24 protein-coding genes are annotated in these 25,180 nt (G+C 44.9%); all 24 read right to left on the bottom strand.

The window, feature by feature from the left end:
• Positions 1-12: 12 nt before the first annotated feature.
• The 24 genes from ELZ11_RS11850 to ELZ11_RS11735 all read right to left on the bottom strand — a co-directional run bounded on the left by ELZ11_RS11850 (position 13) and on the right by ELZ11_RS11735 (position 25,130).
• Positions 13-2,250: a chemotaxis protein CheA gene (locus ELZ11_RS11850; RefSeq protein ID WP_137357625.1), complete on the bottom strand. Its 2,238-nt coding sequence runs from the start codon at positions 2,248-2,250 to the stop codon at positions 13-15.
• Between the two features lie 9 nt (positions 2,251-2,259).
• Positions 2,260-2,979, bottom strand: coding sequence for a protein phosphatase CheZ (locus ELZ11_RS11845; protein WP_137357624.1), 720 nt, complete (start codon positions 2,977-2,979; stop codon positions 2,260-2,262).
• Positions 2,980-3,115: 136 nt separating this feature from the next.
• Entirely contained in the window at positions 3,116-3,484 is a 369-nt protein-coding gene (gene cheY, locus ELZ11_RS11840) for a chemotaxis response regulator CheY (protein ID WP_137357623.1), read from the bottom strand.
• Between the two features lie 44 nt (positions 3,485-3,528).
• Positions 3,529-4,263: an RNA polymerase sigma factor FliA gene (locus tag ELZ11_RS11835; RefSeq protein ID WP_137357622.1), complete on the bottom strand. Its 735-nt coding sequence runs from the start codon at positions 4,261-4,263 to the stop codon at positions 3,529-3,531.
• Positions 4,256-5,143, bottom strand: a complete 888-nt coding sequence (locus ELZ11_RS11830) for a MinD/ParA family protein (protein WP_137357621.1) — start codon at positions 5,141-5,143, stop codon at positions 4,256-4,258. The genes ELZ11_RS11835 and ELZ11_RS11830 overlap by 8 nt, the downstream gene beginning before the upstream one ends.
• Positions 5,144-5,156: 13 nt before the next feature.
• The gene (gene flhF, locus ELZ11_RS11825; protein WP_137357620.1) at positions 5,157-6,644 is read right to left on the bottom strand and encodes a flagellar biosynthesis GTPase FlhF; all 1,488 of its coding nucleotides are present in this window, start codon (positions 6,642-6,644) and stop codon (positions 5,157-5,159) included.
• A 27-nt stretch (positions 6,645-6,671) separates the two neighbouring features.
• Positions 6,672-8,771 carry a flagellar biosynthesis protein FlhA gene (gene flhA, locus ELZ11_RS11820; protein WP_137357619.1) on the bottom strand — a complete coding sequence of 700 codons (2,100 nt, stop codon included), beginning with the start codon at positions 8,769-8,771 and terminating at the stop codon, positions 6,672-6,674.
• A gap of 125 nt (positions 8,772-8,896) precedes the next feature.
• Positions 8,897-10,027 (bottom strand): flagellar biosynthesis protein FlhB, encoded by a 1,131-nt coding sequence (gene flhB, locus ELZ11_RS11815; RefSeq protein WP_137357618.1) that lies wholly within the window; start codon positions 10,025-10,027, stop codon positions 8,897-8,899.
• 9 nt (positions 10,028-10,036) lie between these two features.
• The gene (fliR, locus tag ELZ11_RS11810; protein WP_137357617.1) at positions 10,037-10,819 is read right to left on the bottom strand and encodes a flagellar biosynthetic protein FliR; all 783 of its coding nucleotides are present in this window, start codon (positions 10,817-10,819) and stop codon (positions 10,037-10,039) included.
• Between the two features lie 6 nt (positions 10,820-10,825).
• Positions 10,826-11,095, bottom strand: coding sequence for a flagellar biosynthesis protein FliQ (fliQ, locus tag ELZ11_RS11805; RefSeq protein ID WP_137357616.1), 270 nt, complete (start codon positions 11,093-11,095; stop codon positions 10,826-10,828).
• A gap of 11 nt (positions 11,096-11,106) precedes the next feature.
• Positions 11,107-11,985 (bottom strand): flagellar type III secretion system pore protein FliP, encoded by an 879-nt coding sequence (gene fliP, locus ELZ11_RS11800; protein WP_137357951.1) that lies wholly within the window; start codon positions 11,983-11,985, stop codon positions 11,107-11,109.
• Positions 11,972-12,373 (bottom strand): flagellar biosynthetic protein FliO, encoded by a 402-nt coding sequence (gene fliO / locus ELZ11_RS11795; protein ID WP_137357615.1) that lies wholly within the window; start codon positions 12,371-12,373, stop codon positions 11,972-11,974. Before fliO ends, fliP begins: the two co-directional genes overlap by 14 nt.
• Positions 12,373-12,783 carry a flagellar motor switch protein FliN gene (gene fliN, locus ELZ11_RS11790; protein WP_137357614.1) on the bottom strand — a complete coding sequence of 137 codons (411 nt, stop codon included), beginning with the start codon at positions 12,781-12,783 and terminating at the stop codon, positions 12,373-12,375. The genes fliO and fliN overlap by 1 nt, the downstream gene beginning before the upstream one ends.
• A 24-nt stretch (positions 12,784-12,807) precedes the next feature.
• A complete protein-coding gene (gene fliM, locus ELZ11_RS11785; protein WP_137357613.1) occupies positions 12,808-13,854 on the bottom strand; it encodes a flagellar motor switch protein FliM in 1,047 nt (348 codons plus the stop codon).
• 7 nt (positions 13,855-13,861) lie between these two features.
• Positions 13,862-14,359, bottom strand: a complete 498-nt coding sequence (gene fliL, locus ELZ11_RS11780; RefSeq protein ID WP_137357612.1) for a flagellar basal body-associated protein FliL — start codon at positions 14,357-14,359, stop codon at positions 13,862-13,864.
• Between the two features lie 47 nt (positions 14,360-14,406).
• A complete protein-coding gene (locus ELZ11_RS11775; protein ID WP_137357611.1) occupies positions 14,407-16,575 on the bottom strand; it encodes a flagellar hook-length control protein FliK in 2,169 nt (722 codons plus the stop codon).
• Between the two features lie 173 nt (positions 16,576-16,748).
• Positions 16,749-17,186, bottom strand: coding sequence for a flagellar export protein FliJ (gene fliJ / locus ELZ11_RS11770; RefSeq protein ID WP_137357610.1), 438 nt, complete (start codon positions 17,184-17,186; stop codon positions 16,749-16,751).
• Positions 17,187-17,192: 6 nt separating this feature from the next.
• Positions 17,193-18,512, bottom strand: coding sequence for a flagellar protein export ATPase FliI (gene fliI / locus ELZ11_RS11765; RefSeq protein WP_137357609.1), 1,320 nt, complete (start codon positions 18,510-18,512; stop codon positions 17,193-17,195).
• Entirely contained in the window at positions 18,512-19,312 is an 801-nt protein-coding gene (gene fliH, locus ELZ11_RS11760) for a flagellar assembly protein FliH (protein ID WP_137357608.1), read from the bottom strand. The genes fliI and fliH overlap by 1 nt, the downstream gene beginning before the upstream one ends.
• 83 nt (positions 19,313-19,395) lie before the next feature.
• Complete coding sequence (fliG, locus tag ELZ11_RS11755) at positions 19,396-20,454, bottom strand: flagellar motor switch protein FliG (protein ID WP_137357607.1); 1,059 nt, start codon at positions 20,452-20,454, stop codon at positions 19,396-19,398.
• Complete coding sequence (gene fliF / locus ELZ11_RS11750) at positions 20,447-22,186, bottom strand: flagellar basal-body MS-ring/collar protein FliF (RefSeq protein ID WP_137357606.1); 1,740 nt, start codon at positions 22,184-22,186, stop codon at positions 20,447-20,449. The genes fliG and fliF overlap by 8 nt, the downstream gene beginning before the upstream one ends.
• Positions 22,187-22,201: 15 nt before the next feature.
• Positions 22,202-22,513 (bottom strand): flagellar hook-basal body complex protein FliE, encoded by a 312-nt coding sequence (gene fliE / locus ELZ11_RS11745; RefSeq protein WP_137357605.1) that lies wholly within the window; start codon positions 22,511-22,513, stop codon positions 22,202-22,204.
• 134 nt (positions 22,514-22,647) lie between these two features.
• Complete coding sequence (locus ELZ11_RS11740) at positions 22,648-24,057, bottom strand: sigma-54-dependent transcriptional regulator (protein ID WP_137357604.1); 1,410 nt, start codon at positions 24,055-24,057, stop codon at positions 22,648-22,650.
• A gap of 44 nt (positions 24,058-24,101) precedes the next feature.
• Positions 24,102-25,130: a sensor histidine kinase gene (locus ELZ11_RS11735; RefSeq protein WP_137357603.1), complete on the bottom strand. Its 1,029-nt coding sequence runs from the start codon at positions 25,128-25,130 to the stop codon at positions 24,102-24,104.
• Positions 25,131-25,180 lie beyond the last annotated feature (50 nt).

Genomic DNA, 25,180 nt, shown 5'->3' with positions numbered 1-25,180 from the left:
ATCTATCCTTAATTAAATTCTTGAAGCTGCTGCATACTGCTTCAGCAAATCTGGCACGTCTAAAATTAGTGCAATATGACCATCACTTGTAATGGTCGCACCTGCCATGCCTGGCGTACCCTGTAATAGGTTATCTAGTGGCTTAATGACCACTTCTTCTTGTCCGATTAACGCGTCTACGACAAAGCCTACTCGCTGACTACCCAACTGAACAATTACGACATGACCATGGCCTTTACGTAATTCAACGTGACCAGCTTGAGGAGCTAACCAATTTTGTAGATAGAATAAAGGAATCGACTTTTCACGAACGATAATCGTAAGTTGCCCATCCACGACATTAGTACGGCTTAGATCTAAGTGGAAGATTTCGTTAACTGACGCCAAAGGTAACGCGAATGGGTGACCAGCTACACCTACCATTAGAGTCGGTAGAATCGCTAGGGTCAGTGGAACTTTGATCGTAATCTTCGTCCCCTTGCCCATTTCAGAATCAATATCGATAGAACCGTTCAAGGTGTTAATCGCTGTTTTAACAACGTCCATACCTACACCACGGCCGGAAATATCAGAGATTTGCTCTTTACTCGAGAAGCCTGGTGCAAAAATTAGATTGAAACACTCTTTATCAGAAAGGCGCGATGCCGCATCTTCGTCCATGATTCCACGCTTAACAGCAATGCCACGAAGCTTATCAGGGTCCATACCACCACCATCATCAACGATGGCAAGTTCAATATGGTCACCTTCTTGAGAAGCAGAAAGAATCACTTTACCTGTGCGAGATTTGCCCGCTTGCACACGGTCTTCCGGCATTTCAATACCATGGTCCACGGAGTTTCTAACCAAGTGAATCAGTGGATCAGCAAGCGCTTCAACTAAGTTTTTATCAAGATCGGTTTCTTCACCGCGCATCTCTAGCACGATGTCTTTCTTCAAGCTACGAGCCAAATCACGTACAACGCGAGGGAAACGACCAAATACCTTTTTGATTGGCTGCATGCGCGTTTTCATTACCGCGCCTTGTAAATCAGCCGTTACTACATCTAGATTAGAGACGGCCTTTGCCATTTCTTCATCATTGCTGTTCAAGCCAAGGCTTACCAGACGGTTCCTTACCAATACTAGCTCACCGACCATATTCATAATCGTATCAAGCGTAGAAGTGTCTACACGCACTGTCGCTTCAGCTTGCTGTTTCTTAACAGCAGGAGCTTTGGCTTCCGCTTTCGCTGGTGCCGGAGCTTTAGGTTCAGCTTTAACCGCAGGGGCTGCTTTAGGGGCTGCAGCCTGTGGCGCAGGGGCTGGTGCCGCCGCTACTGGTTCTGGAGCCTTATCTGAAGGCGGGTTTGCAGCAGCAGGTTTTGTTGCAGCTTCTAACTCTTCAGGCGATGGGCCGTTACCCGAACCATGTAACTGATCAAGAAGTTTTTCGAATTCTTCATCTGTCATCAAGTCATCACCTCCTGGTGCAGATACCGCAGCAGGTGGTGGAGTTACCGGAGGAGGTGGTGGAGGCGGCGTTGCAGCAGCGCCTTCAGAGGTCGGGCTGTTACCCGCACCATGCAATTCATCCAATAACTTCTCAAATTCATCATCGGTAATATCACCGCTCACTGGTGCAGGTGATGCGGCCGGAGCAGGTGTTGGAGCTGGAGCCTCTGGGGCAGCAGCGGCAGATGGCGCTGTTCCTTTACCATGAAGCTCATCGAGAAGTTTTTCAAATTCGTCTTGAGAAATTTCATCAACCGAAGAGGCACTGACAGATGCAGGTGCTTCCACAACTGGCTGCTCGACAACAGGCTCCTCAACGACAGGTGGAGCCTCAACTACAGGAGCAGCTGCAACTTCGTCTTCTGATTCAGGTCGGCAAAGACGGTGAAGCTCATCCAGCAAAGCTTGCTCAGCTGGAACTAAAGGCTCACGATCTTGTACGGCTTGGAATTGGTGGTTAACAGTATCTAATGCTTGGAGCATTGTATCCATTAAACTCGCTGATACGCTGCGCTGGCCATTTCTTAAAATGTCGAACACGTTCTCAGCACCGTGACAAGTATCCACCAGCTCGGTAAGTGCCAAGAATCCTGCACCACCTTTTACTGTGTGGAACCCGCGGAAGATCGCATTAAGCAAATCTTTATCGTCAGGGTTGTTTTCAAGTTCTACCAATTGCTCAGATAGAAGTTCTAATATTTCTCCGGCTTCGACTAAAAAGTCCTGAAGAATATCTTCGTCTAATTCGTAGCTCATACGTTACCTTTAAAATCCGAGACTCGACAACAAATCGTCCACTTCATCTTGCGATGCAACAGCGTCCGTTCTTTCTTCAGGGTTCAAGATTGGCCCTTCTGCTTCGATGGATGCTTTCTTCTCTTTGTCGGCGGTTTGCTCTGTCTGACTAGCACCAAATGCTGTAAGGATCTCCACCAAACGCCCTTCAACTTCATTAACTAAAGTGATGACTTTGCTGATGATCTGCCCAGTAAGATCTTGGAAGTCTTGTGCCATTAAGATTTCTGTTAACTGTCCACGTAGTTCGGTGCTATCACCTTCTACTTGGACAAGTAACCCGTCTATGCGGTGACATAAAGCCTTAAATTGAGCAAGCTCGATTCGGCCATGCATCAGTTCATTCCATTGCGGTCTTACCTGCAATAAGCACTCATGAAGATTGTCCGCAATTGGTAAACAACGATCGACGGCATCCATTGTTTTGTTCGCCGCAACCTCGGTTTTATCAATGACATATTGAAGGCGATCCCGAGCATCTGGGATTTCGTCATTAGCGATAACACTCATTCGCTCGTCGAGGTTAAATTGGGTCAGAGAGTCATGGAGGTCGCGTGTTAATTCTCCAATCTCTTGTAGCATAGGGTTTGTTGCTCCCTCATAAATGCTACGAACGAGTGCATCGGCTTCTTGTTGCTCTTCAGCCTCTAGCAATTGGACCAATTGTTTCGCTTGTTCTAATGAAATCATCCTGATTTGGCCTTTCTCCGCATATATGCAACGCTACTTAAAGAAAGTAATGACTTACATTGAGAAAGCCATTACCTACAAACAAACTAGCCAAAGCTAATTAAGGCAGCGTCCTGAAGACAAAGTAATTTAGGGCTTATAAACGCTCAAAAATCTTGTCTAGTTTTTCTTTTAGAGTCGCAGCTGTAAATGGCTTAACAATGTAGCCATTTACGCCAGCCTGAGCGGCTTCGATGATTTGTTCGCGCTTTGCTTCTGCTGTGATCATCAGAACTGGTAAATGCTTTAGCTCTGCATCCGCACGGATGTTTTTAAGCAAATCGATACCTTGCATACCAGGCATGTTCCAGTCTGTTACTACAAAGTCAAATTCGCCTTTCTTAAGCATTGGTAGCGCTGTCAAACCATCATCAGCTTCTTGAGTATTGTTAAAGCCCAAGTCGCGTAATAAGTTTTTAACAATACGGCGCATCGTTGAAAAATCATCAACAATGAGAATTTTCATGTTTTTGTTCAAAATTGCCTCCACTGAGTTAGAAATCAGTGTTGTTAGTCGTTCTGTGTCCATGCACTAAGTTTAGTGCGTAAACGCTGCATCGATTGGCTCAATATTTGGCTGACACGAGATTCGCTGACACCTAATACTTCTCCAATTTCCTTTAAGTTTAGTTCTTCATCATAATAGAGCGAAAGTACTAGGCCTTCACGCTCTGGAAGCTGTTTTATTGAATCGATCAAAGCTTGGCGGAAAGATTCGTCTGCAACTCCTTGAAAAGGTGCATTATCTCGTGAATCTTCATTTGGCGAAATGGCGTCGTCTGAAACACCCAAATCTTCAATTCCAACCAGCCTTGAACAATTAATATCTGTTAAAGCGCTATGATACTGTTCTAAAGACAGCCCCATATGCTTCGCCACTTCGGCATCACTTGGGTCGCGATTTAACAAACTTTCAAGCTCTGAGATCGCATTACTAATCTCACGATTATTCTTATGCACTGATCTCGGAACCCAATCACCACGGCGAATGTCATCTAACATCGCGCCACGGATCCGTATTCCTGCGTAAGTTTCAAAACTTGCGCCTTTTGAACCATCGTAGTTCTGCTGAGCTTCAATCAAACCTATCATTCCGGCTTGAATGAGATCATCAACTAAAACATTAGGCGGTAATCGCCCCAATAAATGATGAGCGATACGTTTAACCAGCACCGAATACTTCTCAAAAAATGCCTGCTGGCTATTGAGATTTGCATGTTGGTCATAAGTAAGCGCTTTATTCACCAAATGGTTCCTCTAAGAATTCACTTCGATTAAGTAGTCTCTCAACAAAAAACTCTAAGTGTCCACTTGGCGTTTTCGGAATTGGCCAAGTTAACGCTTTGTTGGCTAACGAGCTGATCGCTAGTGCCGCTGGTGAGCGAGGAAATGCATCCACAACAATCTTTTGTTTTTTAACTGATTGACGCACTTTATCATCTAAAGGAATACATGCTACGAGTTCAAGGCTCACATTCAAGAAGCGCTCTGTGACCAAGGTCAACTTTGCAAATAATTCTCGGCCTTCTCGGTAGCTTCTGACCATATTTGCAACAACTTTAAAGCGCTGAACCTGATGTTCCCGGCTCAGTAACTTAATCAAGGCATATGCATCAGTGATAGAAGTTGGCTCATCACAAACCACTACAACAACATCTTGCGCGGCACGTGAAAAACTCACTACCATGTCAGATATACCCGCTGCGGTGTCGATTAAAAGGATGTCCATTTCATCTTCAAGCGAGCCAAATGCTCGAATCAGACCAATATGCTGAGCATGAGACAGTTCGGTCATGCTCTGCGTGCCTGAAGTCGCCGGTATAATTTTGATCCCGTGCGGACCTTCGACAATCGCATCTTTTAATTCACATTCACCCGCGAGTACGTGACCTAAGTTTCGCTTCGAGCGAATACCTAACATCACATCAACGTTTGCTAAGCCTAAATCCGCATCAAGTACCATTACCTTTTTGCCTTGACGCGCCATGCAAATCGCTAGTCCCAGCGTTACATTTGATTTACCTACCCCACCTTTACCGCCAGTAACCGCGATTACTTTCGTTAATGAAGGCTTCGTTAAGCGACGGAGGCCGCTAGCTTGATCATGTATCATATTTTCAGTCATATTTATCCGCCGCCTAGAGTCCTTCGGAATCGCTGTTCCAGTAATGAGGTTCATTCTCTGTCGACTTTTCTAGCAACTCGTTAGCCTTAGCAATCATGTACTTTGGCTGCGCTATAACAATATCTTCAGGAACCCGTTGCCCATTTGCTATGTAAGCAACTGGCAACGCGTTTTGAATTACTACACTGATGAATTCACCTAAACTTAACGATTCGTCCAGTTTAGTCATGATGCACCCTGAAAGAGGAATGCGTCTAAAGTGCTCTATGGTTTCTTGTAACACTTTACGTTGTGCAGTAGCGGGTAAAACTAAGTAGCTATGGATAACCGAGCCACTCTCTTGCATCAATGTATCAAGCTGTTCTGACAAGCGAACGTCACGTTGACCCATACCTGCGGTATCGACCAAAATTAAGCGACGATTCCTTAGCTGATATATTACATCGGCTAACTCACTGGAATCTTTAGCAACTCTTACAGGACACCCCATAATTCTTCCATAAATCGATAGTTGCTCATGTGCACCGATTCGGTAAGTATCTGTTGTCACCAGTGCAACGTTGTCAGAACCGTATTCCATTGCTGCTCGTGCAGCTAACTTTGCTACCGTAGTGGTTTTACCAACCCCTGTAGGGCCAAGCAATGCAACGATACCACCACGCTTTAAAATATCTTGCTTGGTCACCGTAATTTGATCAGCAACCAATGCGAGTAACGCTTTCCATGCTCTCGCCGGTTTCGTATCTTCTGGAATATAGCAAGCCATTTGGTCAGCCAGCTCCTGAGATACACCCATGCGTTCTAACCTTTTTATCAGCATAGCCCTAAGCGGTTCTCTTCGCTCAACTTCCTGCCACATTAGGCCGGAAACTTGATGCTCCAGAAGACGACGGATAGACGTCATCTCTTCACGCATGGTTTCCATTTCAGTATCAGAAGTCGATTGCTGAGCTGATTCTCGGTTTCTATCGTAGCGGGTTGGATCTAGACGCGGTGCTGGTCGCTCCACGCGACGATCTTCAGCGATAAGTTTGGCTAAACCAGATTGAGGAGCTTGTCGGCTATCTTCGCCTAGTTGGCGTTGACCATTCTTCGCTTGACGATTAAGCAAAGCCGAAAGCGAATCTTCATTTTCCGCTTTGTGGTCTGATTCTAGCTCTGCTCCCGCGCTATATTGCTTAAGCATGTTAGCAAAGCGCTTCGTCATTGAGCGTCCTGCTTCAGAACTTGCTTGCAAGCTCACTCGGTCATCATCTAATTGACGACGAGATGGAGCTGCTGGCGCCGCCATTTGAGAATATTGGCTAGGAGCAGGCTGTTGCTGTTTTGCAACACGTGAAGCAGCATTGGTATTGGCGGTTTCGCCGTCGATTGCTGCAACAATTTCAACCCCACCAGCGACTTTCTTGTTAGACATGATCACAGCTTCTGAACCAAGTTCTTCTTTAACTTGGAGCAGCGCCGTTCGCATGTCTTTGGCAAAAAATCGTTTAATTTTCAATTCAATAATCCGTATTTTCTAGGGGATCTAATTACCAACAGCTTGTACTATTCGAATTTGTTTCTCATCCGGTATTTCTTGATAAGAAAGCACTCTTAGACTCGGTATTGTGTTTTTCACAAACTTCGCCAATGTTGAGCGAAGTACACCTGAAGTCAGTAACACAGCTGGTTCGCCTTTCAGTTCTTGTTCTTGCGTTGCTTGACTCAATGACGTCTGCAAACGCTCGGCTAATCCAGGTTCAATACCAGCAGATTCACCACCTGAAGCCTGCATGGTCTGATGCAAGATTTGTTCCAGCTCTGGAATCAATGTTATCACAGGCAGCTCTGGCTCTATACCATTGATTTCCTGAACAATTAATCGTTTCAGCGATATACGAACCGCCGCGGTCAATATGTCAGGTTCTTGACTCTTCCCTGAATACTCGGACAAGGTTTGAACAATCGTACGAATATCTCGAATTGGTATGGCTTCATTCAACAAGTTTTGTAGAACTTTAACCACCACACCCAGCGACAATTGATCCGGTACAAACCCTTCCACCAATTTAGGTGTGCTACGACTTAGCATCTCTAACAAGTTCTGAACTTCTTCATGTCCAATAAGTTGTGATGCGTTATTTGTCAGTAACTGACTCAAATGCGTAGCGAGTACAGTCGAAGAATCTACTACAGTATAGCCTAGTGCCTGAGCATGCTCTCGTTGCTCCTCTCGGATCCACACCGCCTCCAAGCCAAACGCCGGGTCAATGGTCGGTTCACCTTCGATCATACCGTAAACTTGTCCTGGGTTAATTGCCAGCTCTTGGTCGGGGCGAATTTCAGCTTCGCCTACCGCTACCCCCATTAAAGTGATTCGGTAGCTATTAGGTGTTAGCTCTAGGTTATCGCGAATATGCACCGCTGGAATGAGGAAGCCAAAGTCTTGAGAAAGCTTTTTCCTAACCCCTTTCACTCGTTCCAGGAGCTCACCACCTTGGTCACGGTCAACTAACGGAATTAGGCGGTAGCCGACTTCAAGGCCAATAATGTCGACAGGCTGTACATCATCCCAAGAGAGTTCTTTCTGAGAGGATGCTTCTCCACCCGCTTCTTGAGTGGCAGGAACACTTGGTTCTTTCGCTGCGTCTTTCTGCTTTTTATTGATGTAATAAGCTGCAGCACCAGCAATAATTGCTAAAGATAGAAAAGAGAAATGAGGCATGCCAGGGACAATCCCCATAACTCCAAGGATACCCGCTGTAATCATTAGCGCTTTAGGGTTGTCGAACATCTGGAATACCAGCTGTTGCCCCATGTCTTCATCGGTGTTTTGTCTTGTCACCATCATTGCAGCAGCAATAGAAAGTAACAGAGATGGGATTTGTGCGACTAAGCCATCACCAATGGTTAGCAAGGTATAGATTTCAATCGCGTTGCCAAATTCGAGGTCATACTGGACCATACCGATACTCAATCCACCAATAATATTGATGAAGAGAATCAAAATACCGGCGATTGCATCACCTTTTACGAATTTAGAAGCACCGTCCATTGAACCATAGAAATCGGCTTCTTTGGTCACTTCAAAACGTCGCGTTCTAGCTTGTTCTTGATCAATCAAGCCCGCGTTCAAATCGGCATCGATCGCCATTTGTTTACCCGGTAAGGCATCCAAGGTAAAACGCGCGCTAACTTCTGAAATACGCCCAGCACCTTTGGTCACAACCATGAAGTTAATGATCATTAAGATCAAGAACACCACTAAACCGACCGCGTAGTTACCACCGATAACCACGTTACCAAAGGCTTCGATTACGTTACCTGCCGCATCTCCGCCTTCATGACCATTTAGCAATACCACACGTGTTGAAGCAACGTTCAAAGCCAAACGTAGTAAAGTAGCGATTAATAGAACGGTTGGGAAAGCTGCAAAGTCGAGGGGACGACGGGTGTACACTGTTACCAATAACACCACCATAGCCAAAGCGATATTAAAGGTGAAAAACATATCCAGTAGAAACGCTGGTATAGGCAAAACCACCATCGCCAGCGTCGCAAGTACCATAATCGGCGCACCAATGGCTGGCATAGCTCGATTAGGTATCGCTGGTAATTTATCCGCAAACGGAAGAGAAAATTTCATAAATTCAGGCTATTTTTTAAGTTTAATTTCTGGCGACATCAGGTGGTTAAAGCAAGCTCTATACCACTCATTTTCGTCAATATACTGTCACGTTAAGCAGCTGATATCACAGCCTATCCATTTATTTAATGGCGTAACTCAGGTGGTATTGGCATATTTTCATCTTGTAGCTTTGGCCTTTGCCCACCGCGTTTTCGATATTGTTTTAATTGGAAGACGTACGCTAGCACTTGAGCGACCGCCGTAAATAATCCATCAGGGATTTCTTGTTCTAATTCGGCGGTATGATACAAGGCACGAGCTAAAGGTGGCGCTGGAATAATGTAAATATCATGCTCTCGCGCAATTTCTCGAATTTTCATCGCCATGTGGTCCACACCTTTGGCAACCACAACAGGCGCTTTATCTGTGTCTTGTTTATACCTTAATGCAACCGAAAAATGCTCTGGGTTAGTCACGATGACATCCGCTTGAGGGACATCAGCCATCATTCGGCGCTGAGCAGCTTCACGCTGCAACATACGAATACGTCCTTTAACTTCAGGCTTACCTTCCGTGTCCTTGTATTCATCTTTAACTTCTTGCTTGGTCATTTTCAATTGGTCAGCGTGTTGCCATATTTGAAATGGGATGTCGATGGCTACCACTACCAGCAATGAGCAACTGATCAATAAGACAAAGTTCAATAAGATATCTAACGCGTGGAAGATGTTTTGCGGGTAAACATCCATGCTCAGCTGCATCAAATCAGCTTGAGATGCTTGTATCAGGTATATCGCAACTCCTGACACCAGTGCCACTTTCAAAATTGATTTGATTAGCTCAACCCAACTTTGCAGACCAAACATCCGCTTAATACCACTTAACGGATTCATTTTTGATGCTTTCGGCATCGCAGCTTGTGCTGAAAAACTGATCCCACCAACACCAGCCGCACCAATCATAGCTGCAACAAACAGAGTCACCAAGATAAGAAATAACGGAAACAATAAATTAGCTAACGCACCGCCAGCGATATCAAATAGTTTGGAAAGATCGAAGATCTCGTCACGGCTTAACGTAAAAAAACGCTCCATGGTTTCATACATGGCTTTCGACATGCCTTCACCAAACCACATAAGCGCGATTGCGCCGACAATAAGTACCGAAGCCGAAGCTAACTCTTTTGACCTTGCAACCTGCCCTTTTTCTTTGGCCTGTTGCAAGCGTCTGGGCGTGGCGTCTTCTGTGCGTTCTTGACCGTCTGACTCTGCCAAATCAGCCTCCTAACAATTTAAGCGGATTAAGCGACATATTTGTTGCTCACCCTCCAACCAGAATAGCTCATAGTGACTGTATAAGCCGCCTAGGATATACCAACAAAGCAGTAAACCCACTAACAGAGCAAACGCAAAGCCTAAAGAGAAGATATTCAACTGAGGCGCCGCACGCGTCATTACACCAAACGAGAGGTTTATCGTTAACAGCGCAATAATTCCCGATAGCGACATCGCAAGCGCTGTTTTGAACATGATGCCAAGCCATAACGCCAACTCTCGAAAGTCGACTGTCGTTAAAGCGCCACTACCAATCGGTAACGTCTTGAAGCTGAATACAACCAACTGCAACATTTTCAAATGGCCATCGGTGGCCAGAAAGAACATGGTCGCTAAAAACATAAATAGCTGACCAAGTACAGGCGTGTTTTGCCCGTTAGCGGGATCAACCATTGAAGCGAAACCTAAGCTCGATTGCATACCTAAAATTTGACCAAGCATTACAAAGGTTTGAATCATAAATTGGGTTACAAACCCCATCGCTACACCGATGATGATTTGTTCCAAGATGATCAAAAAACCTTGAAAGGAGAGCAATTGAATGTCGGTCGGAACTGCGGGAATGGCAGGCATCACGGCAAAAGTAATGGCTAAGCCTAGATACAAACGAATTCGAGGGGAAACAAATCTCGCCCCTGTTACTGTCATCACCATCAGCATTGCGGAAATACGAGTGTACGGCCAAAAATAATTGGCTAGCCACTCCAGTACAATCGCCGTTGGATACTCCATAGCGCGCTAATATAAAACCTGAGGTAAGCGCTCAATGATGTCGAAAAAGAACTCCATCATCATTTGTGTCATCCAGTGAGCGAATAACATCAATGCCAATAGAGTCACGATCAAACGCGGTAAAAAACTTAGGGTTTGTTCGTTAATCGATGTTGCCGCTTGAAAGATCGCCACAACCAGACCAATTAACAGGCTTGGAATGATAATGGCACAAACCATAATCAATACCATCCATAGTGCGTCTCGAAACAGTTCTACGAATATCTCTGGATTCATTATTCCTCCAGCTACAAGGCAAAACTGCCGGCGAGCGTCGAGAGAATCAAATTCCACCCATCCACTAGCACGAACAACATCAATTTAAACGGTAGCGATACGATCATTGGAGATAGCATCATCATACCCATCGCCATCAATACCGATGCAACGACTAAATCGATAATCAGAAACGGTAAGAACAGCATAAAGCCAATTTGGAAAGCGGTTTTTAACTCTGATGTGATGAAAGCTGGGATCAAAATTGCCATCGAAACATCTTCAGGATTAGTGACTTCTGCACCGGATATCTCGACAAACGTTTCCAAGTCCTTAATACGCGTCTGCTTAAGCATAAAGGCTTTCATCGGCTCTTGCGCCACATCGAACGCCTGTCTCGCTGTGATTTGTTCGTTAAGATAAGGCTGAACCGCTTGTTCATTAACTTGGTTTATTACAGGTGACATGATGAAAAATGTCAGAAATATCGCAATACCAATGATGACCTGGTTTGAAGGCGTTTGTTGTAAACCCATTGCTTGTCGAAGGATCGACATCACAACCACAATACGAGTAAACGATGTCATCAAAATAACCATCGCAGGCAAAAAGCCCAGCATGGTCATTAACGCTAAGATCTGAAGGTTGATTGAATAATCTTCGCTACCGTCTGCGTTTGTTGTCATAGTGAACGCCGGGATCCCACCACCAGACACGCTACCTGTCGACATCGTCTGAGAGCCGCTTTGATCTTTTTCCATGGCGGTGACAGTAACGCTTTCAGCACCTAACGCAGAGGATGGTATCGTCGACGCTAATTCTTCTTGTGCAAAAGTACCATTAGAAAAAAGTACTGACAGTGCCAATACTAACGGTGCAAACAAAACCAACCATCGATTATTTTTTAGCATCATTTTTTAGTAGCTGCGTTAGTTGAGTCGAGAATGACGTTTTTTCCATCGCTTCTTGACTCAAAGGCTTATCAAGCTTTGAAATCAATTGAATCGATTGAGTAGTGATCCCAACCAAGAACTGCTCTTCGCCCGCTTGGACAATTGCTATCCGCTCTTTCGTACCCACAGGGATTTGTCTAACGACAGACAAGCCATTTTGGTTGGCTAATGAGGGCACCTGCATGCGCTTTAACAGCCAAGCGATAAATAAAATGAAAGCAATAACCAAAATTAGCGACCCAAATGTGGTCGCTAAATCTAAAGTTGCTGCATCCGCTGCAAAAGCGATTGATGGTGTCAGTAACCAAGTTACCCCAGCACCAAGAGCGTATCCCAATATCTTCATTAACGAAGTTTCTTAATTCGTTCTGTTTGGCTAATAACATCCGTCAATCGGATACCAAATTTATCGTTCACGACGACCACTTCGCCATGCGCAATCAAGGTACCGTTAACCATCACATCTAGTGATTCACCTGCGATTCTGTCTAACTCAACAACAGAACCTTGGTTTAATTGCAGTAAGTTACGAATACTTATCTGAGAACGACCAACTTCCATCGATATCGTCACTGGAATATCCATGATGGTATCCAGTTTACGACGCTCATCTTCTGAAATCGGCGTAGAAGAATCCGTCAGTTCATCAAGCGGTGCCGCTAGTACATCGTCAACATCAACGGCAGGTGCATCTGGATCTTCGCCAAGTGCGGCAGCCCATTCGTCCGCCAGCTTTTGGTCTTCACTCGGTTCCATAGTAAATCCTATAAATCGTTTCTATTATTCTTCGGTTTCTTCATCACCATCTAGGTCAGACATAATATCTTTCCCTAAGAAAGCGAGGTCGGTTTTCACCACATGAGGTCGTTCAATTTTTTCTGACACTTGAACGGCTAACTTGTCGCCTGAGCGGCCCATTTTCACACGGTATGTCGGCAATTCTTCCACAAACATGGTCGCATTTTCAGGCATTTCAATTGGGATCACATCCCCAGGACGTAATTCCATCAAATCACGGAGTGAGATATCTCTTTCTAATAAGTTAACGCGAAAGTTCACTGGAACATCCATGATCTCATCACGAAGTGCGGAGCTCCAACGTACATCCGTTTCCATTTTGTCCGATTGAACACCTGCATCGAGCAATTCACGGATGGGCTCTACCATGGAATACGGCATAACTACGTGAAAATCACCACCACCACCATCAACTTCGATGTGGAAAGAACTCACGACAATTACTTCCGTCGGGCTCACAATGTTCGCCATACTCGGGTTTACTTCGGAGTCTAGGTATTCAAACTCAACGCCCATCACAGGAGACCATGCTTCTTTGTAGTCTTCGAAGACAATTTTTAAAAGCAACTGGATGATACGTCTTTCGGTAGGTGTAAATTCACGACCTTCAATTTTCGCATGGAAGCGGCCATCTCCGCCGAAAAAGTTCTCCACCAGAATGAAGACTAAACGCGCCTCCATTGTGATCAATGCAGTACCTTTCAAAGGTCTGAAGCGTACCATGTTCAAACTCGTAGGAACGTACAAGGTATTTTGGTATTCACCAAATTTCATCATTTGTACGCCGTTGATCGAAACCTCTGCTGTTTTTCGCAGCATATTGAACAAGCTAATTCGCATATGACGTGCGAAACGCTCATTAATAAGTTCAAGGGTCGGCATTCGACCACGAACGATGCGATCTTGAGATGAGAAGTCGAAGTTGACCGCATTTTCGGACTCGACCTCTACGACCTCATCAACTTCTTCTACATCGTCGACACCATGTAACAGCGCATCAATTTCGTCTTGGCTTAATAAATCGGTCACGAGTTACCTATTGGATTACAAAGTCAGTAAACAATACTTTTTCGATCACTGGCTGCCCAACCGCTTGAGTCAGGCTTGCCTTAATATCTTCGGTCGCTTTGTCGCGCAACTCAATTCGGCCGGTTGGCGATCTCAATTGATCGACCGTCGCTGAGGCAAATGTTGCAAGTAACGTACTCTCAACTAATGGGGAGTGGTATCGTGCCAAATCTTCATTTTCCGTTCCACGCACCATCAACTGAGCTTTGATTTGCACTAAGCGATCTTTTTTGTCGCCGGACACATTAAATAAAAATGGTTGAGGGATATTCACGTAGGCAACAGGTTCATTAACAACAACGGCGACTTCAGCTGCCGCTTCTTCCTGCGCTGCAGAGTCGTCAGAGCCCATTAAAAAAAATGCCGCACCGCCACCACCAGCCAATAACACAACGACAGCAATAATGATGATTAATAATTTACTTTTGCCTTTTGGGGCTTCTTCTGGTTGTTGTTCGTCTGCCATAATCTTCTCTAACTTTTTTAGTTTTAATTACTTACGCGTATCTAATTCTAGGCATAATAACTAATTCCATCACGCTTTGACGCGACATTCAATTCAAGATTGATGTCGGTATCAAGGTTTTCATCACCTTGCACACCATTTGTGCGGTTACTTCCTTCATCGCCATTACTTTCGGCGGTATTGTAACCACCTTGTTGTTGACCTGATGCTTGCTGCTGAACCGAAGAGTCAGAAAGTTGCATACCTTGCTGAGCCAACATCTCTCTTAAACGAGGGATGGTTTGTTCGATAATTTCCCTAGCCTGCGGATTTGTCACCGTGAAATGTACATTTGCTACATCATTATTCATTGTCATTCGAATCTGCATTCTACCTAGCTCTGGCGGATCCAAACGGATGTCCAAATTCTTCAAGTTCTTAGACATCATCATTTGAACTTTTTCCGCTACTTGCTCATTGGCTAACTCTTTCGTCAGCTGCAATGGCGCTTGTTGCTGAGCCTGAATTTCTGAGCGAGTCGGAGTGGTGCTAGATAAGCCTTGCTGACCAGAAGCTGCAGCAATTTGCTGAGCCAAATTACTGTCTTTAGCATCGTCTTTTGACTGAGAACGACTCAACCCAGCGAGTGCAGCACCACTTGCGCCAGCTTTTAGCATTGCGTCCGCGGAGCTGGATTTGGCGACATTAACACTTGAAACCGCGGTCGGTGTGGTGGCCGCCATTAAACTAGGATCAATGTTGTTAGCTTGAGGAATCGACGAGCTTAGAGCTTTATCAGAAGGCGTAGCCGTTACACTATTTTGAGCCAGAGCCTGATGTACCGAAGCTGCAATGCCCGTTTGAGCAGCTCGAGTCGCAACAGTGTTCTCAGACACAGCTGCAGATTTAACCTCTTGTGGAGCTGCGACACTTCCCCATGCTATCGCCGCTTCTGTAATAAACTCTGGTTGTGTGCCCGTAGTTGACGCAACTAACACTTCTAATTGAGTATTCAATACGTCTAGTTCTTGGTTCGCCTGAGCTAAAGCTTGTTGTTCTTGCGAAGACAAAGCTTGTCCGCTCGCTTGTTTCACTAACAATGCACTTGCGACTTGTTCAGTCTCTGATATTTGAGCCTGTACTTGCTGTACCGCCACAACTAACTCTTCTGGCGCAATTTGCTGATTAGTCGTTGCGAGGTTTACTCCAGACACTCCAGCTGTTGCCAAAGCAGCTTGTTCTGGAGTTATTGCCACCGATTGAGCGTTACTGACTACCGTAGACTGGGGATTGAGCGTTTGCCCGTTCAAGACAGCGTTGCTCGCTTGTAGTCCACCCTCTTCATCCACGTTAACGTTTGGAATATTGCTCGTTTTCAAAGCCGTGGCTCCACCGCTCTGTTGTACCAAAGAGTTTGAAGCTACTGCGCTTCCAGCCGCTATAGGAACAGTATTAGATAATTCTTGTGCTTGCGGCGTGTTCTTTTGGATAAAGCGCTCTAGTGAGTTGGTTTCTTTTGGGGAAACTTGTTGATTATTGACGGAGGCTTCACCTTCGATTTTTGTGGCAGTGACACCTGCGGCCATATTAGAAGCTGTCACTTCATCAACACGCTTCCTTTGCTCAGCTATTGGCTGTTGTGAAGAGTCTTGAGTCAGCTTAGATAGTTGCTCTGACGTCTGAGGCAAAGTTTTGCCGTCTGCCGTTTTGAGGGTTTGATTCGCTTCATCTAACTGCCCTAGAAGCTTATTTCCTTCACTCATTGCGACCGAAGCCTTAGCGGCTGACTCTAGGTCTTGCGCTTTCTTGAGCTCTGTACCTTGCCCAGAAGACAACTTATTTTCGTTAGTGACTGCTTTATCTGCTTCCACTTTCAAATCGGCTTCAGAGTCATCGACATCCGATGCTAGAACGGCATCTGTACTTTCACTCTGAGTTCCTTTGCTGATTTGTTCCGGTGAGGATTCATTTTTAGATTCAGTAACTTGCTTATCTTCTTTAGATCCACCTTTCTCAGAATTTTCCGTCGATGAGTCGGCTTGTTTCTCAACATCACTCTTATCTTCTGATGTCACCTTTTCCGAAGATTCAGCTTCTTTACTTGAAAACACATCCGTTAATGTTTCCAAGAAACCTTTAGATTCACCGTCCCCTTCCACTTTAGAATCGGAACTGCTTACATCTAAAATAGGTGCGGATTTAGTACTCGTCGATGTTGTGGGAAGGCTAATATTCATATCTACAAGCTCTATATTGATTTGCTTTAAGGCGAAGCGAAAGAAAGCAAGGTAAAGAAAACACTTTGCGGCGTCAGTACAAAGTGATAATTCCTAGATACAAGCAAGAAATAAGCCAAAGGCCAACGTAGACAAACTTAATTAGAACGGAAAGGGAAGATTGGAATAAAGCCCTAATTTTTACGACGGCTGTATAACAAAGTGGAAAACTCATCCATCTGCTTTTGTTCTCGCTTGTCCTGTAACTGCTGATGTTCTTTTTGTTTTTTCTCCATCAGCCATTCGTAGGATTTTCTTTGCTTACGTAATTCCATCCAATAGTTTTGGCAATTATCTACTTGTGTTTTGAAATGTTGTTCAGCTTCCCTTTGTTTCGACAATGTTTCATCAAGCTGGGTTAAGAATCGGTTCAAATGACCATATTGACTCGCGGTAAGCCCTTGTTTACCTCGATCGACCAATTGCTGACAGTAATCTAATCGATACTGCTCAATTTGAGAGACTTGTTGATAATAATCTTCGAGTTCGGCATTCGCTTTATTCAAAGCTAACACCGCTTGATTCTCTTTATCTTTTGCCTGATCAAGCAAAAATTCAAGTGCGTTATCCATACGCTATTACCCACCTAGAACATGTTTTAGCATGTTTACGCACATATCATATGGAACGGTTTCTTTCATCTTTTGCTGTAGGTATTCATCAAGCTTAGGCTTAAGCGTAAACGCACTATCAATAGCAGGGTCCGTGCCCGGCTTATACGCACCAATAGACACCAAATCTTGGTTTTTACGGCAAATCGACAGTACTTGTCGAACGGCTTTCGACATCAATACGTGTTCTTCAGTCGTAATCTGTGGCATGACACGGCTGACCGATTTCTCTACGTCAATCGCAGGATAATGGCCAGCATCCGCCATTTCTCGAGATAGTACGATATGACCATCAAGAATTGCCCGTGATGCATCGGCAATAGGATCTTGAAGATCATCACCTTCGGTTAATACAGTAAAGAATGCCGTTATCGAACCTTGTTCATCGCTTCCGTTACCGGCCCTTTCAACCAAAGCTGGCAGCTTAGCAAATACAGAGGGTGGATAGCCTTTCGTGGCTGGCGGCTCCCCCACAGAAAGGGCAATTTCACGCTGTGCTTGCGCGAAACGAGTAAGGGAATCCATCAAGAGCAAAACGTCCAACCCTTGATCGCGAAAATATTCCGCTACGGTTAATGCCGTTTGACAGCCTTTCAAGCGCATCAATGGTGACGCATCTGCCGGGGCTGCAACCACAACGGATCTCTTACGCCCATCAGCCCCAAGAATTTCCTCAATGAACTCTTTAACTTCTCGTCCACGCTCACCAATCAAGCCTACAACCACAACCTGAGCCGTGGTGCCTCGAGTCATCATGCCAAGCGTGACCGATTTACCTACACCGGAACCAGCAAACAGACCAATACGTTGGCCTTTACCCACAGTTAAAAGCCCATTGACGGCTTTTAAGCCAACATCTAGTGGCTCGGAAATCGGTTTACGAGCTAATGGGTTAATTGGTTCAGCGTTAAAAGGTGCACGATGCTCAGTGTAAAGAGAGCCTAAGCCATCAATGGGGTTACCTACGCCATCAATAACACGACCTAATAACTCCATTCCAACAGGAATTCCGCTTTCACCGGTCATAGGTGTCACTTTCGCACCAGGTAAGATTCCAGTGATTTGTTCACTTGGCATCAAGAATAAGTTATCGCCAGAGAAACCGACAACTTCCGCTTCCATCTCTCCAGACATGGTTTCCACAAGGCATAGACTGCCGATAGGTGCTTTACAGCCAGTCGCTTCCAACGTTAAACCAACCACTCGAACCAATCGACCAGAAGCAATCGGACGTGATTTCAAGCCGTGCGTTTTATATTGGCCTAAGCGCTCTGCTAGCTCTAACATCAGTCGTGCCCTTGATGGCGGTTAGCGCCGCAAAAACTTTGAATCACACTACGTACGCGTTCTTCCATGCGATAATTTACACTCGACTCACCAGCTTCAATCTGCACATCACCACGATTAAGGGCAGGCTCTGAAACCAAAGTCCAGTTGCGGCAATCGAGTTCGTTTTCACCGTAAGAAGAACGAATGATCTCAGCGTCTTCTGGGTGCAGCTTTAATGTGATTGCATGACCAGAGATCGGCAACGACTCGACCGACTCTTTCACGGTATCTAATATAATCTGAGGATTCGTTTGCACTTCGATATGCACCACTTCTTTCACCAAAGTCAGCACCATATCAACCAATTGTTTTTCAACTTGGGCGTTCATCAACTCAAGCGGTTGGGCGAATTGATTTGCAAGCCCCATAAACACGGCTACTTGCTGTTGAATGTACTCTTGCCCAGCGGTGACCCCTTCGAGCTTACCCGCTTCAAGCCCTTCAGCATGGCCAGCCGCCATACCTTCCTCTTTACCTTTATCATAACCTTGCTTAAAGCCTGCCTCTTGCCCTTGATGTAGGCCTTCTTGATAAGCGCCTTGCTTAATTTGTTCTATCTGTTCTTCTGTTAGAACAAGCTCTTCGTCTTCAATAGCTTCATCGACCGTGGGCATCCAGCTTGGATCATAGTTAAACGCGGTTTCTTTCGCGGATTTATTAACTTCAGAGCTGTAATCTGGCAACCCCCACTTTTGAGGCTCAGCGATAGTTTGGTCTTCATCTGGTCTTAGAAAGCCACGTTTTCGTTCACTGGACATATTGATACCTACTAAAGTGTGAATAACGACAAGGGGTCTTTAAAACAAAAAGCCCCAATAAATGGGGCTTAACGATTTCTAAATTATAGGAATTCGTCGGCACCGCCAGACAGCATAATTTCTCCGCTGTCGGCCATTTTCCTGGCAATGGCCAGAATTTCTTTTTGGGCCGCTTCAACATCAGAAACTTTCACTGGTGGCATTGCTTCTATGTCATCACGCATCATATCGGCAGCACGTTTAGACATGTTCTTGAAGATCTTCTCACGTAGACCTTCATCCGCACCTTTAAGCGCTTTTTGAAGTACATCTTGAGGAACATCACGCAGCAGCTTCTGTACACCTTGGTCGTCCACTTCGATAAGGTTCTCAAAGACAAACATAAGATCTTGAATTTGCGTCGCCATGTCTTCGTCTTGATCACGGATTTGATCCATAAGCAAGCCTTCAACATTGTTATCCATGTAGTTCATGATTTCGGCAGCAGCTTTCAGGCCACCAATTTTCGCGGCTTGAGCACCAGCTTGACCAGCAAACTGTTTCTCCATGATTTCGTTCAACTCTGCCAGTGCGGATGGTTGAACTTCTTCTAGGTTAGCAATACGCATCATCAGATCTAAACGTACACGTTCAGGGAATTGAGACAAAATTTCAGCAGATTGATCGGCCTCTAAGTAAGACAATACGATAGTTTGAATCTGCGGGTGCTCGTTGATAATGATGCTTGCCACCTGCCTTGGATCCATCCACTTCAATGAATCTAGACCCTTAGAGCCAGTTCCAAGCAAGATTTGGTCAACAAGGTTGTTTGCTTTATCTTCACCTAGCGCCGCTACTAACGCATTACGCATGAAGTCTTCACTGCCCATACCAATGTTGGTGTATTTTTGAATATCATCCAAAAATGCGCGGTGAACTGCTCCCACTTTTTCTTGAGAAAGATCACTGGCACGCGCCATAGCGCTACCAACACGTTGTACTTGTTTCGGTTCTAAATGACGAATAATGCCAGCGGCATCTTCTTCATTTAAGCTCAACAGCAAGATTGCAGCTCGCTCATCACCGGATATCGTTGAAATATCAACATCGGCAACTTCTGCGACTTCACCACCCGCTGTTTGCTCTACAATTTCATTAGCCATCTGCCATCCAATTCTTCACTACTTGAGCCGCTAGCTCTGGTTCATTTGCAACCAAAGCTCTCACCGCTTTCAGTACATCTTCATCTTTATGAAGGTTTGGTAAATCTATGCTAGAGCCGAATTCAAACAATTCGCCTCCTTCAATATCACCACCAATAAGGCTCGTCTCACCATCAGCGCCGATAGGAAGTCCATCAGGACCATACATTTGGTCGTCTTCTTCTTCAGCAGGGTTGAGCAGTTTCTTCATCGCTGGGCGTACTAAAACGAGTACTACAACAATAATCACGAGCGCACTTGCAAACCAACGAACCCAGTCATTAAAGTTAGGGTGTTCCCAAATTGGTACATCTGCCACAACGTCTGTGACCTGAGGTGCAAACTGAACACTCAGTACATTCAGTAAATCACCGCGAGGCTCACTAAAGCCGATGGTACCAATCAACACTTGGCGAATCGCATTAATTTCGCTTTCACTAAGCGGTGTATGCGTCACTTCGCCCGTGTCAGGGTTAACGGATTGTCGGTCTTTAATCGCCACAGAAACCGTCTGACGGTTAACGATTCCACTTTGTTTGCGTTCATGGCTAATTGTAGTATCTAGCTCAAAATTACGTGTCGCTTCTTTATGAACGGAACCCTGCCCCATCATAGAGCCATCTTTCATTTGAGCGACATCTTGAGGAATAGAAGCATCAGCTGGGGGTTGGTTACTCAACGCACCGGGTACGCCAGCAACTACATTACCGTTATTGTAATCTTCTAAAGTATATTCACTTCGAGTAGCTGGTGTGCTTGGGTCAAAACGTTTACGCGTTTGTTCGACAGCACTGAAGTCCAATTGGATATCCACTTGAGCGGTATAGTTACCAAAACCTAGGATAGGGATCAGCACTGAATCAATTTTTTCTCGAAGGGCTTGTTCTTGGTTACGCTCTAATTCATGCTCTTTTCGACGAGCAGCAGACATCGGGTCTTGCGAACCAGAACTTAGTAAGCGACCATGCTGATCCGTAACAGTGATTCGGGAAGTTTTCATTCCAGGAACCGCACTCGCCACCATATCAACAACGGAATCTATTTCTTGCTGCTTAAGGTTAGCTCCTGTTTTCAACGTTAAGAAAACAGACGCTGATGCTTCTTGATTATGTCTTACAAATACACTTTGTTTTGGTAACGCCAATAGCACCTGAGCTTTCCGTACTTGCTTCATTTGCTCGATGGCTTTAGCAAGCTGCCTTTCGCGACTTAGCTTTAAACGCTCTTGTTCTAAACGCTGAGAAACACCAAAGCCCATATCCTGCATCAAGATGTCATCACCAGCATTTTTTTGCTGATTCAAACCTGCACGTACCATGTCTAGCTTCAAACTATTGTATTCGCTAGCCGGAACAGAAATGGTATTGCCATCTAGAGAGTAATCAATTTTTTGCTGATCGAGATAGTCTAGAACGGGAATCAACTCTTCGGTTTCGTATGCGCCTAATGGCCGCATCTCTGGCTCTTTTACCCAGAAAAACAGCATTACGATCAAGGCTACACAGATAGAAATAGATAAAACCAAAACAACCTGACGCAGTAGGTCTAAATCCCCTACTGCCATGTCAAACTTGGAGGTACTTCTTTCTTCTAGATCTGGATTTTGACCTTCAGTATCGAGGTCTGAGCTAGCAACCATTGCGTGGTCGTTATCTGCTACCGCTAAATCCGTTGATTGATTATCATCAGCCACTAATTACTACCTAACTTATACTGGCATGTTCATTAGCTCTTTATAGGACTCAACCAATTTATTTCTAATTTGGATGGTGGCCTCAAAAGCTACACTAGATTTATTACGTGCGATCATTACATCGGACAATGATACGTCTTCGTCTCCACGGTCAAAACGAGTTTGAAGATCACCAGAAGTTTTCTGTAATGAATTCACATTATTGATGGCTTTACTTAGCATGTCGCCGAAGTCAGCACCAACCGCTTGTCCCGTTGCGGCAGGGCGCGCATTCGCTGCTTCGACCATCATGGCCTGCATTTCGCCCTGTAAACCTTCTATTCTCATCTCGTACCTCAAAAGTCAAAAAACTGACCATTGCTAATGTATTATTATTGACGGAGCAATTTATGTGCCATGCGATATAAATAACTTTATCGTATAACGCAGGGTCTGCGCACTATACACGAAAAAATTCAAAACTAATTTGGAATATCGATTCCAGCATCACGCATTTTCGCTAGCTTATAACGCAGAGTCCGTGGGCTAATACCCAATTTTTCTGCCATTTCTTTACGTCGCCCATTACACGCCACCAAAGTCTCAAGAATAATCGCGTATTCTTGGTCGCGCAGTTCATTGCCTAAACCTTCACTAACTGCAGGCTGCTTCACTAGGCTTTCAACTTCCGCAACTGGCTTTATAGCCGGAGTCGCCACTTCACCACTTTCTACGACATGTTGAAGACTGCTCGCATCCTGCCAGTCGACCCCTTCTAGTAATATATGTTCACCAGTAATGTTGGTTTGCTCACTTAGAATCAAAGCTCGCTGAACGACGTTGTCCAATTCACGGACGTTACCAGGCCAAGGGTAATGAATTAGCTTAGCGATCGCTTCGTCCGAAATTGACGGTACCGGCAGACCAAGTTTAGTACAGTTACGCTCGACTAGATGTTTCGCTAACGGCTCAATATCACCCTTTCGCTCACATAATGCGGGCCATACGATTGGGAATACATTCAAACGGTAATATAAATCTTCACGGAAATTGCCTTCCGACACATATAACTTAAGGTCACGGTTACTGGTCGCTAGTACCCTAACGTCAAGTTTAATACTTTTACGGCTACCTAGTCGCTCTACCTCGCGTTCCTGAAGGACGCGTAGCAATTTAGCTTGCAGATTTAGATCCATCTCACTGATTTCATCAAGCAAGATAGTGCCGCCTTGAGCTTGTTCAAACTTACCCGGACAAGCCTGTATCGCCCCGGTAAAAGCCCCTTTCTCATAGCCGAATAACGTCGCTTCAAGCATATTATCTGGAATTGCGGCACAGTTAATTGCTACAAAAGGCCCGTCTTTACGGCTAGATGCATTATGAATATAACGAGACATCACTTCTTTACCTGAACCACTTGGGCCAAGTACCATAACGTTTGCATCAGTTTTAGCGACTTTATCGGCGAGAGCTAATAATTTCAGGCTCTTTTCATCCGCGACAACAGCATCACCGTTATCGTCTGATTTGATAGGTGCATAGCGGCTCACCATATTCAGCAGCACTTCAGGCGCGAATGGCTTCGCCATGTAATCAATAGCACCTTCTTTCATCGCAGCAACCGCATCTTCGATATTGGCGTATGCCGTCATCAGCAGCACAGGTAAATTCGGCCAATGCTGTTTAATATTTCGTAGTAGCGCTAAGCCTCCCATGCCCGCCATTTGGACATCAGAGACAACAATATCAACTTGATTTGACTTTAGTTTAACCAGAGCATCTTCTGCGCAATCGGCTTCTAGCCATTCATACCCTGCCAGAGCCAGCGTATCAACGAGTGCCTCGCGTAGGCCTTCATCGTCTTCTACGATTAACACTTTGCTTTGAGCCATGTGATTCTCCAGTGTTGATTTTTTTAGATTGACGATAGTCGTCGCTACATTTGTTTCTCAAGAGGCAAGCACATGGTAAAGCACGCGCCATCCCCTTCTTCTGATATTAACTCTAGTCGGCCATCATGTGCACGACATACCATCTGCACTACTGCTAAACCAAGGCCTGTACCTTGAGAACGTGTTGTGAAGAATGGTTCCATGATTTTATTTTGTAGTTCTTTTGGAACACCTGGTCCACTATCTTGCACAGATATCCGTAATTCACCATTAACCGGCCTAAAAAACACATCGATTTGTGATTCCTTACCAGCTATCTGGATTGCATTAAGCACCAAGTTACTTAATGCGGAAGCAATAGCATTAGCATTCCCCATCATTTGGGTTTGCTCTTCTTCAACTTCTTGGCAGTAATCAATTTGATTGTTCTTTAAAGAAGTCTCTACCATTGGCTGAAACTCACCGATCAGCTCTTCAATGGTAAATGGCTTAACCACTTTGTTATCGCCACCTTTTGCAAATAACAACATATCGTTAACTTGCTTTTCTAGATCATGCAATCGGTCCATCAACTTGGATTGAAAACGATTTTTAGTAGCGGGAGCTAAATTTGGTGCCGCTAAATTAGAAGCATACAACATTGCGCTCGATAAAGGTGTACGAACTTGGTGTGCTAGAGAAGCCACCATGCGCCCAAGTGAAGACAAACGTTGTAAATCACTGACTCGAGATTGCAACAAACGCGTTTCCGTTAAATCAGTAATTAAGATCAATTGACCTGTCGTCGAAGCGGAGATCGCCAATCTTACTTTTCGGCCGTTTTTGAGCGAGATTTCATGTCCATCATCGTCTTTAGGATCAAACGCACTTTGAATCACCGAAAACCATTTTTCGCCCACCAGCTCAACACCTAGAATTCGATGCGCTTCCGGGTTTGCTTCTCGTACCTCACCTTGTGTATCGAGCAAAATAACTCCGGCAGGCATAACATCGAGCACTTGCTTATAGCGCTCTACTTGCTGTTCTACAGAGTCTAAGTGAGATTGATTTTCTGATTCGTTCGGTGTTTGCATGTCGGAATTTTGCCTCAAATACTAGAATAGCCTGTCACGCAAAAGGCATG

Origin of the sequence: Vibrio profundi (assembly GCF_005281835.1) — a bacterium.
Classification (GTDB): domain Bacteria; phylum Pseudomonadota; class Gammaproteobacteria; order Enterobacterales; family Vibrionaceae; genus Vibrio; species Vibrio profundi.
Note: the sequence above shows the minus strand (reverse complement) of the source record. Positions and strands in the feature narration are given on the sequence as shown.

Bases quoted from the DNA above. Each gene is read 5' to 3' on its own strand.
- ELZ11_RS11850 (WP_137357625.1), bottom strand. From the start codon at position 2,250: ATGAGCTACGAATTAGACGAAGATATTCTTCAGGACTTTTTAGTCGAA.
- ELZ11_RS11845 (WP_137357624.1), bottom strand. From the start codon at position 2,979: ATGATTTCATTAGAACAAGCGAAACAATTGGTCCAATTGCTAGAGGCT.
- cheY (WP_137357623.1), bottom strand. From the start codon at position 3,484: ATGAAAATTCTCATTGTTGATGATTTTTCAACGATGCGCCGTATTGTT.
- ELZ11_RS11830 (WP_137357621.1), bottom strand. From the start codon at position 5,143: ATGACTGAAAATATGATACATGATCAAGCTAGCGGCCTCCGTCGCTTA.
- flhA (WP_137357619.1), bottom strand. From the start codon at position 8,771: ATGAAATTTTCTCTTCCGTTTGCGGATAAATTACCAGCGATACCTAAT.
- fliR (WP_137357617.1), bottom strand. From the start codon at position 10,819: ATGGAGTATCCAACGGCGATTGTACTGGAGTGGCTAGCCAATTATTTT.
- fliQ (WP_137357616.1), bottom strand. From the start codon at position 11,095: ATGAATCCAGAGATATTCGTAGAACTGTTTCGAGACGCACTATGGATG.
- fliP (WP_137357951.1), bottom strand. From the start codon at position 11,985: ATGCTAAAAAATAATCGATGGTTGGTTTTGTTTGCACCGTTAGTATTG.
- fliO (WP_137357615.1), bottom strand. From the start codon at position 12,373: ATGAAGATATTGGGATACGCTCTTGGTGCTGGGGTAACTTGGTTACTG.
- fliN (WP_137357614.1), bottom strand. From the start codon at position 12,783: ATGGAACCGAGTGAAGACCAAAAGCTGGCGGACGAATGGGCTGCCGCA.
- fliL (WP_137357612.1), bottom strand. From the start codon at position 14,359: ATGGCAGACGAACAACAACCAGAAGAAGCCCCAAAAGGCAAAAGTAAA.
- ELZ11_RS11775 (WP_137357611.1), bottom strand. From the start codon at position 16,575: ATGAATATTAGCCTTCCCACAACATCGACGAGTACTAAATCCGCACCT.
- fliJ (WP_137357610.1), bottom strand. From the start codon at position 17,186: ATGGATAACGCACTTGAATTTTTGCTTGATCAGGCAAAAGATAAAGAG.
- fliI (WP_137357609.1), bottom strand. From the start codon at position 18,512: ATGTTAGAGCTAGCAGAGCGCTTAGGCCAATATAAAACGCACGGCTTG.
- fliH (WP_137357608.1), bottom strand. From the start codon at position 19,312: ATGTCCAGTGAACGAAAACGTGGCTTTCTAAGACCAGATGAAGACCAA.
- fliG (WP_137357607.1), bottom strand. From the start codon at position 20,454: ATGGCTAATGAAATTGTAGAGCAAACAGCGGGTGGTGAAGTCGCAGAA.
- fliE (WP_137357605.1), bottom strand. From the start codon at position 22,513: ATGAGAATAGAAGGTTTACAGGGCGAAATGCAGGCCATGATGGTCGAA.
- ELZ11_RS11740 (WP_137357604.1), bottom strand. From the start codon at position 24,057: ATGGCTCAAAGCAAAGTGTTAATCGTAGAAGACGATGAAGGCCTACGC.
- ELZ11_RS11735 (WP_137357603.1), bottom strand. From the start codon at position 25,130: ATGCAAACACCGAACGAATCAGAAAATCAATCTCACTTAGACTCTGTA.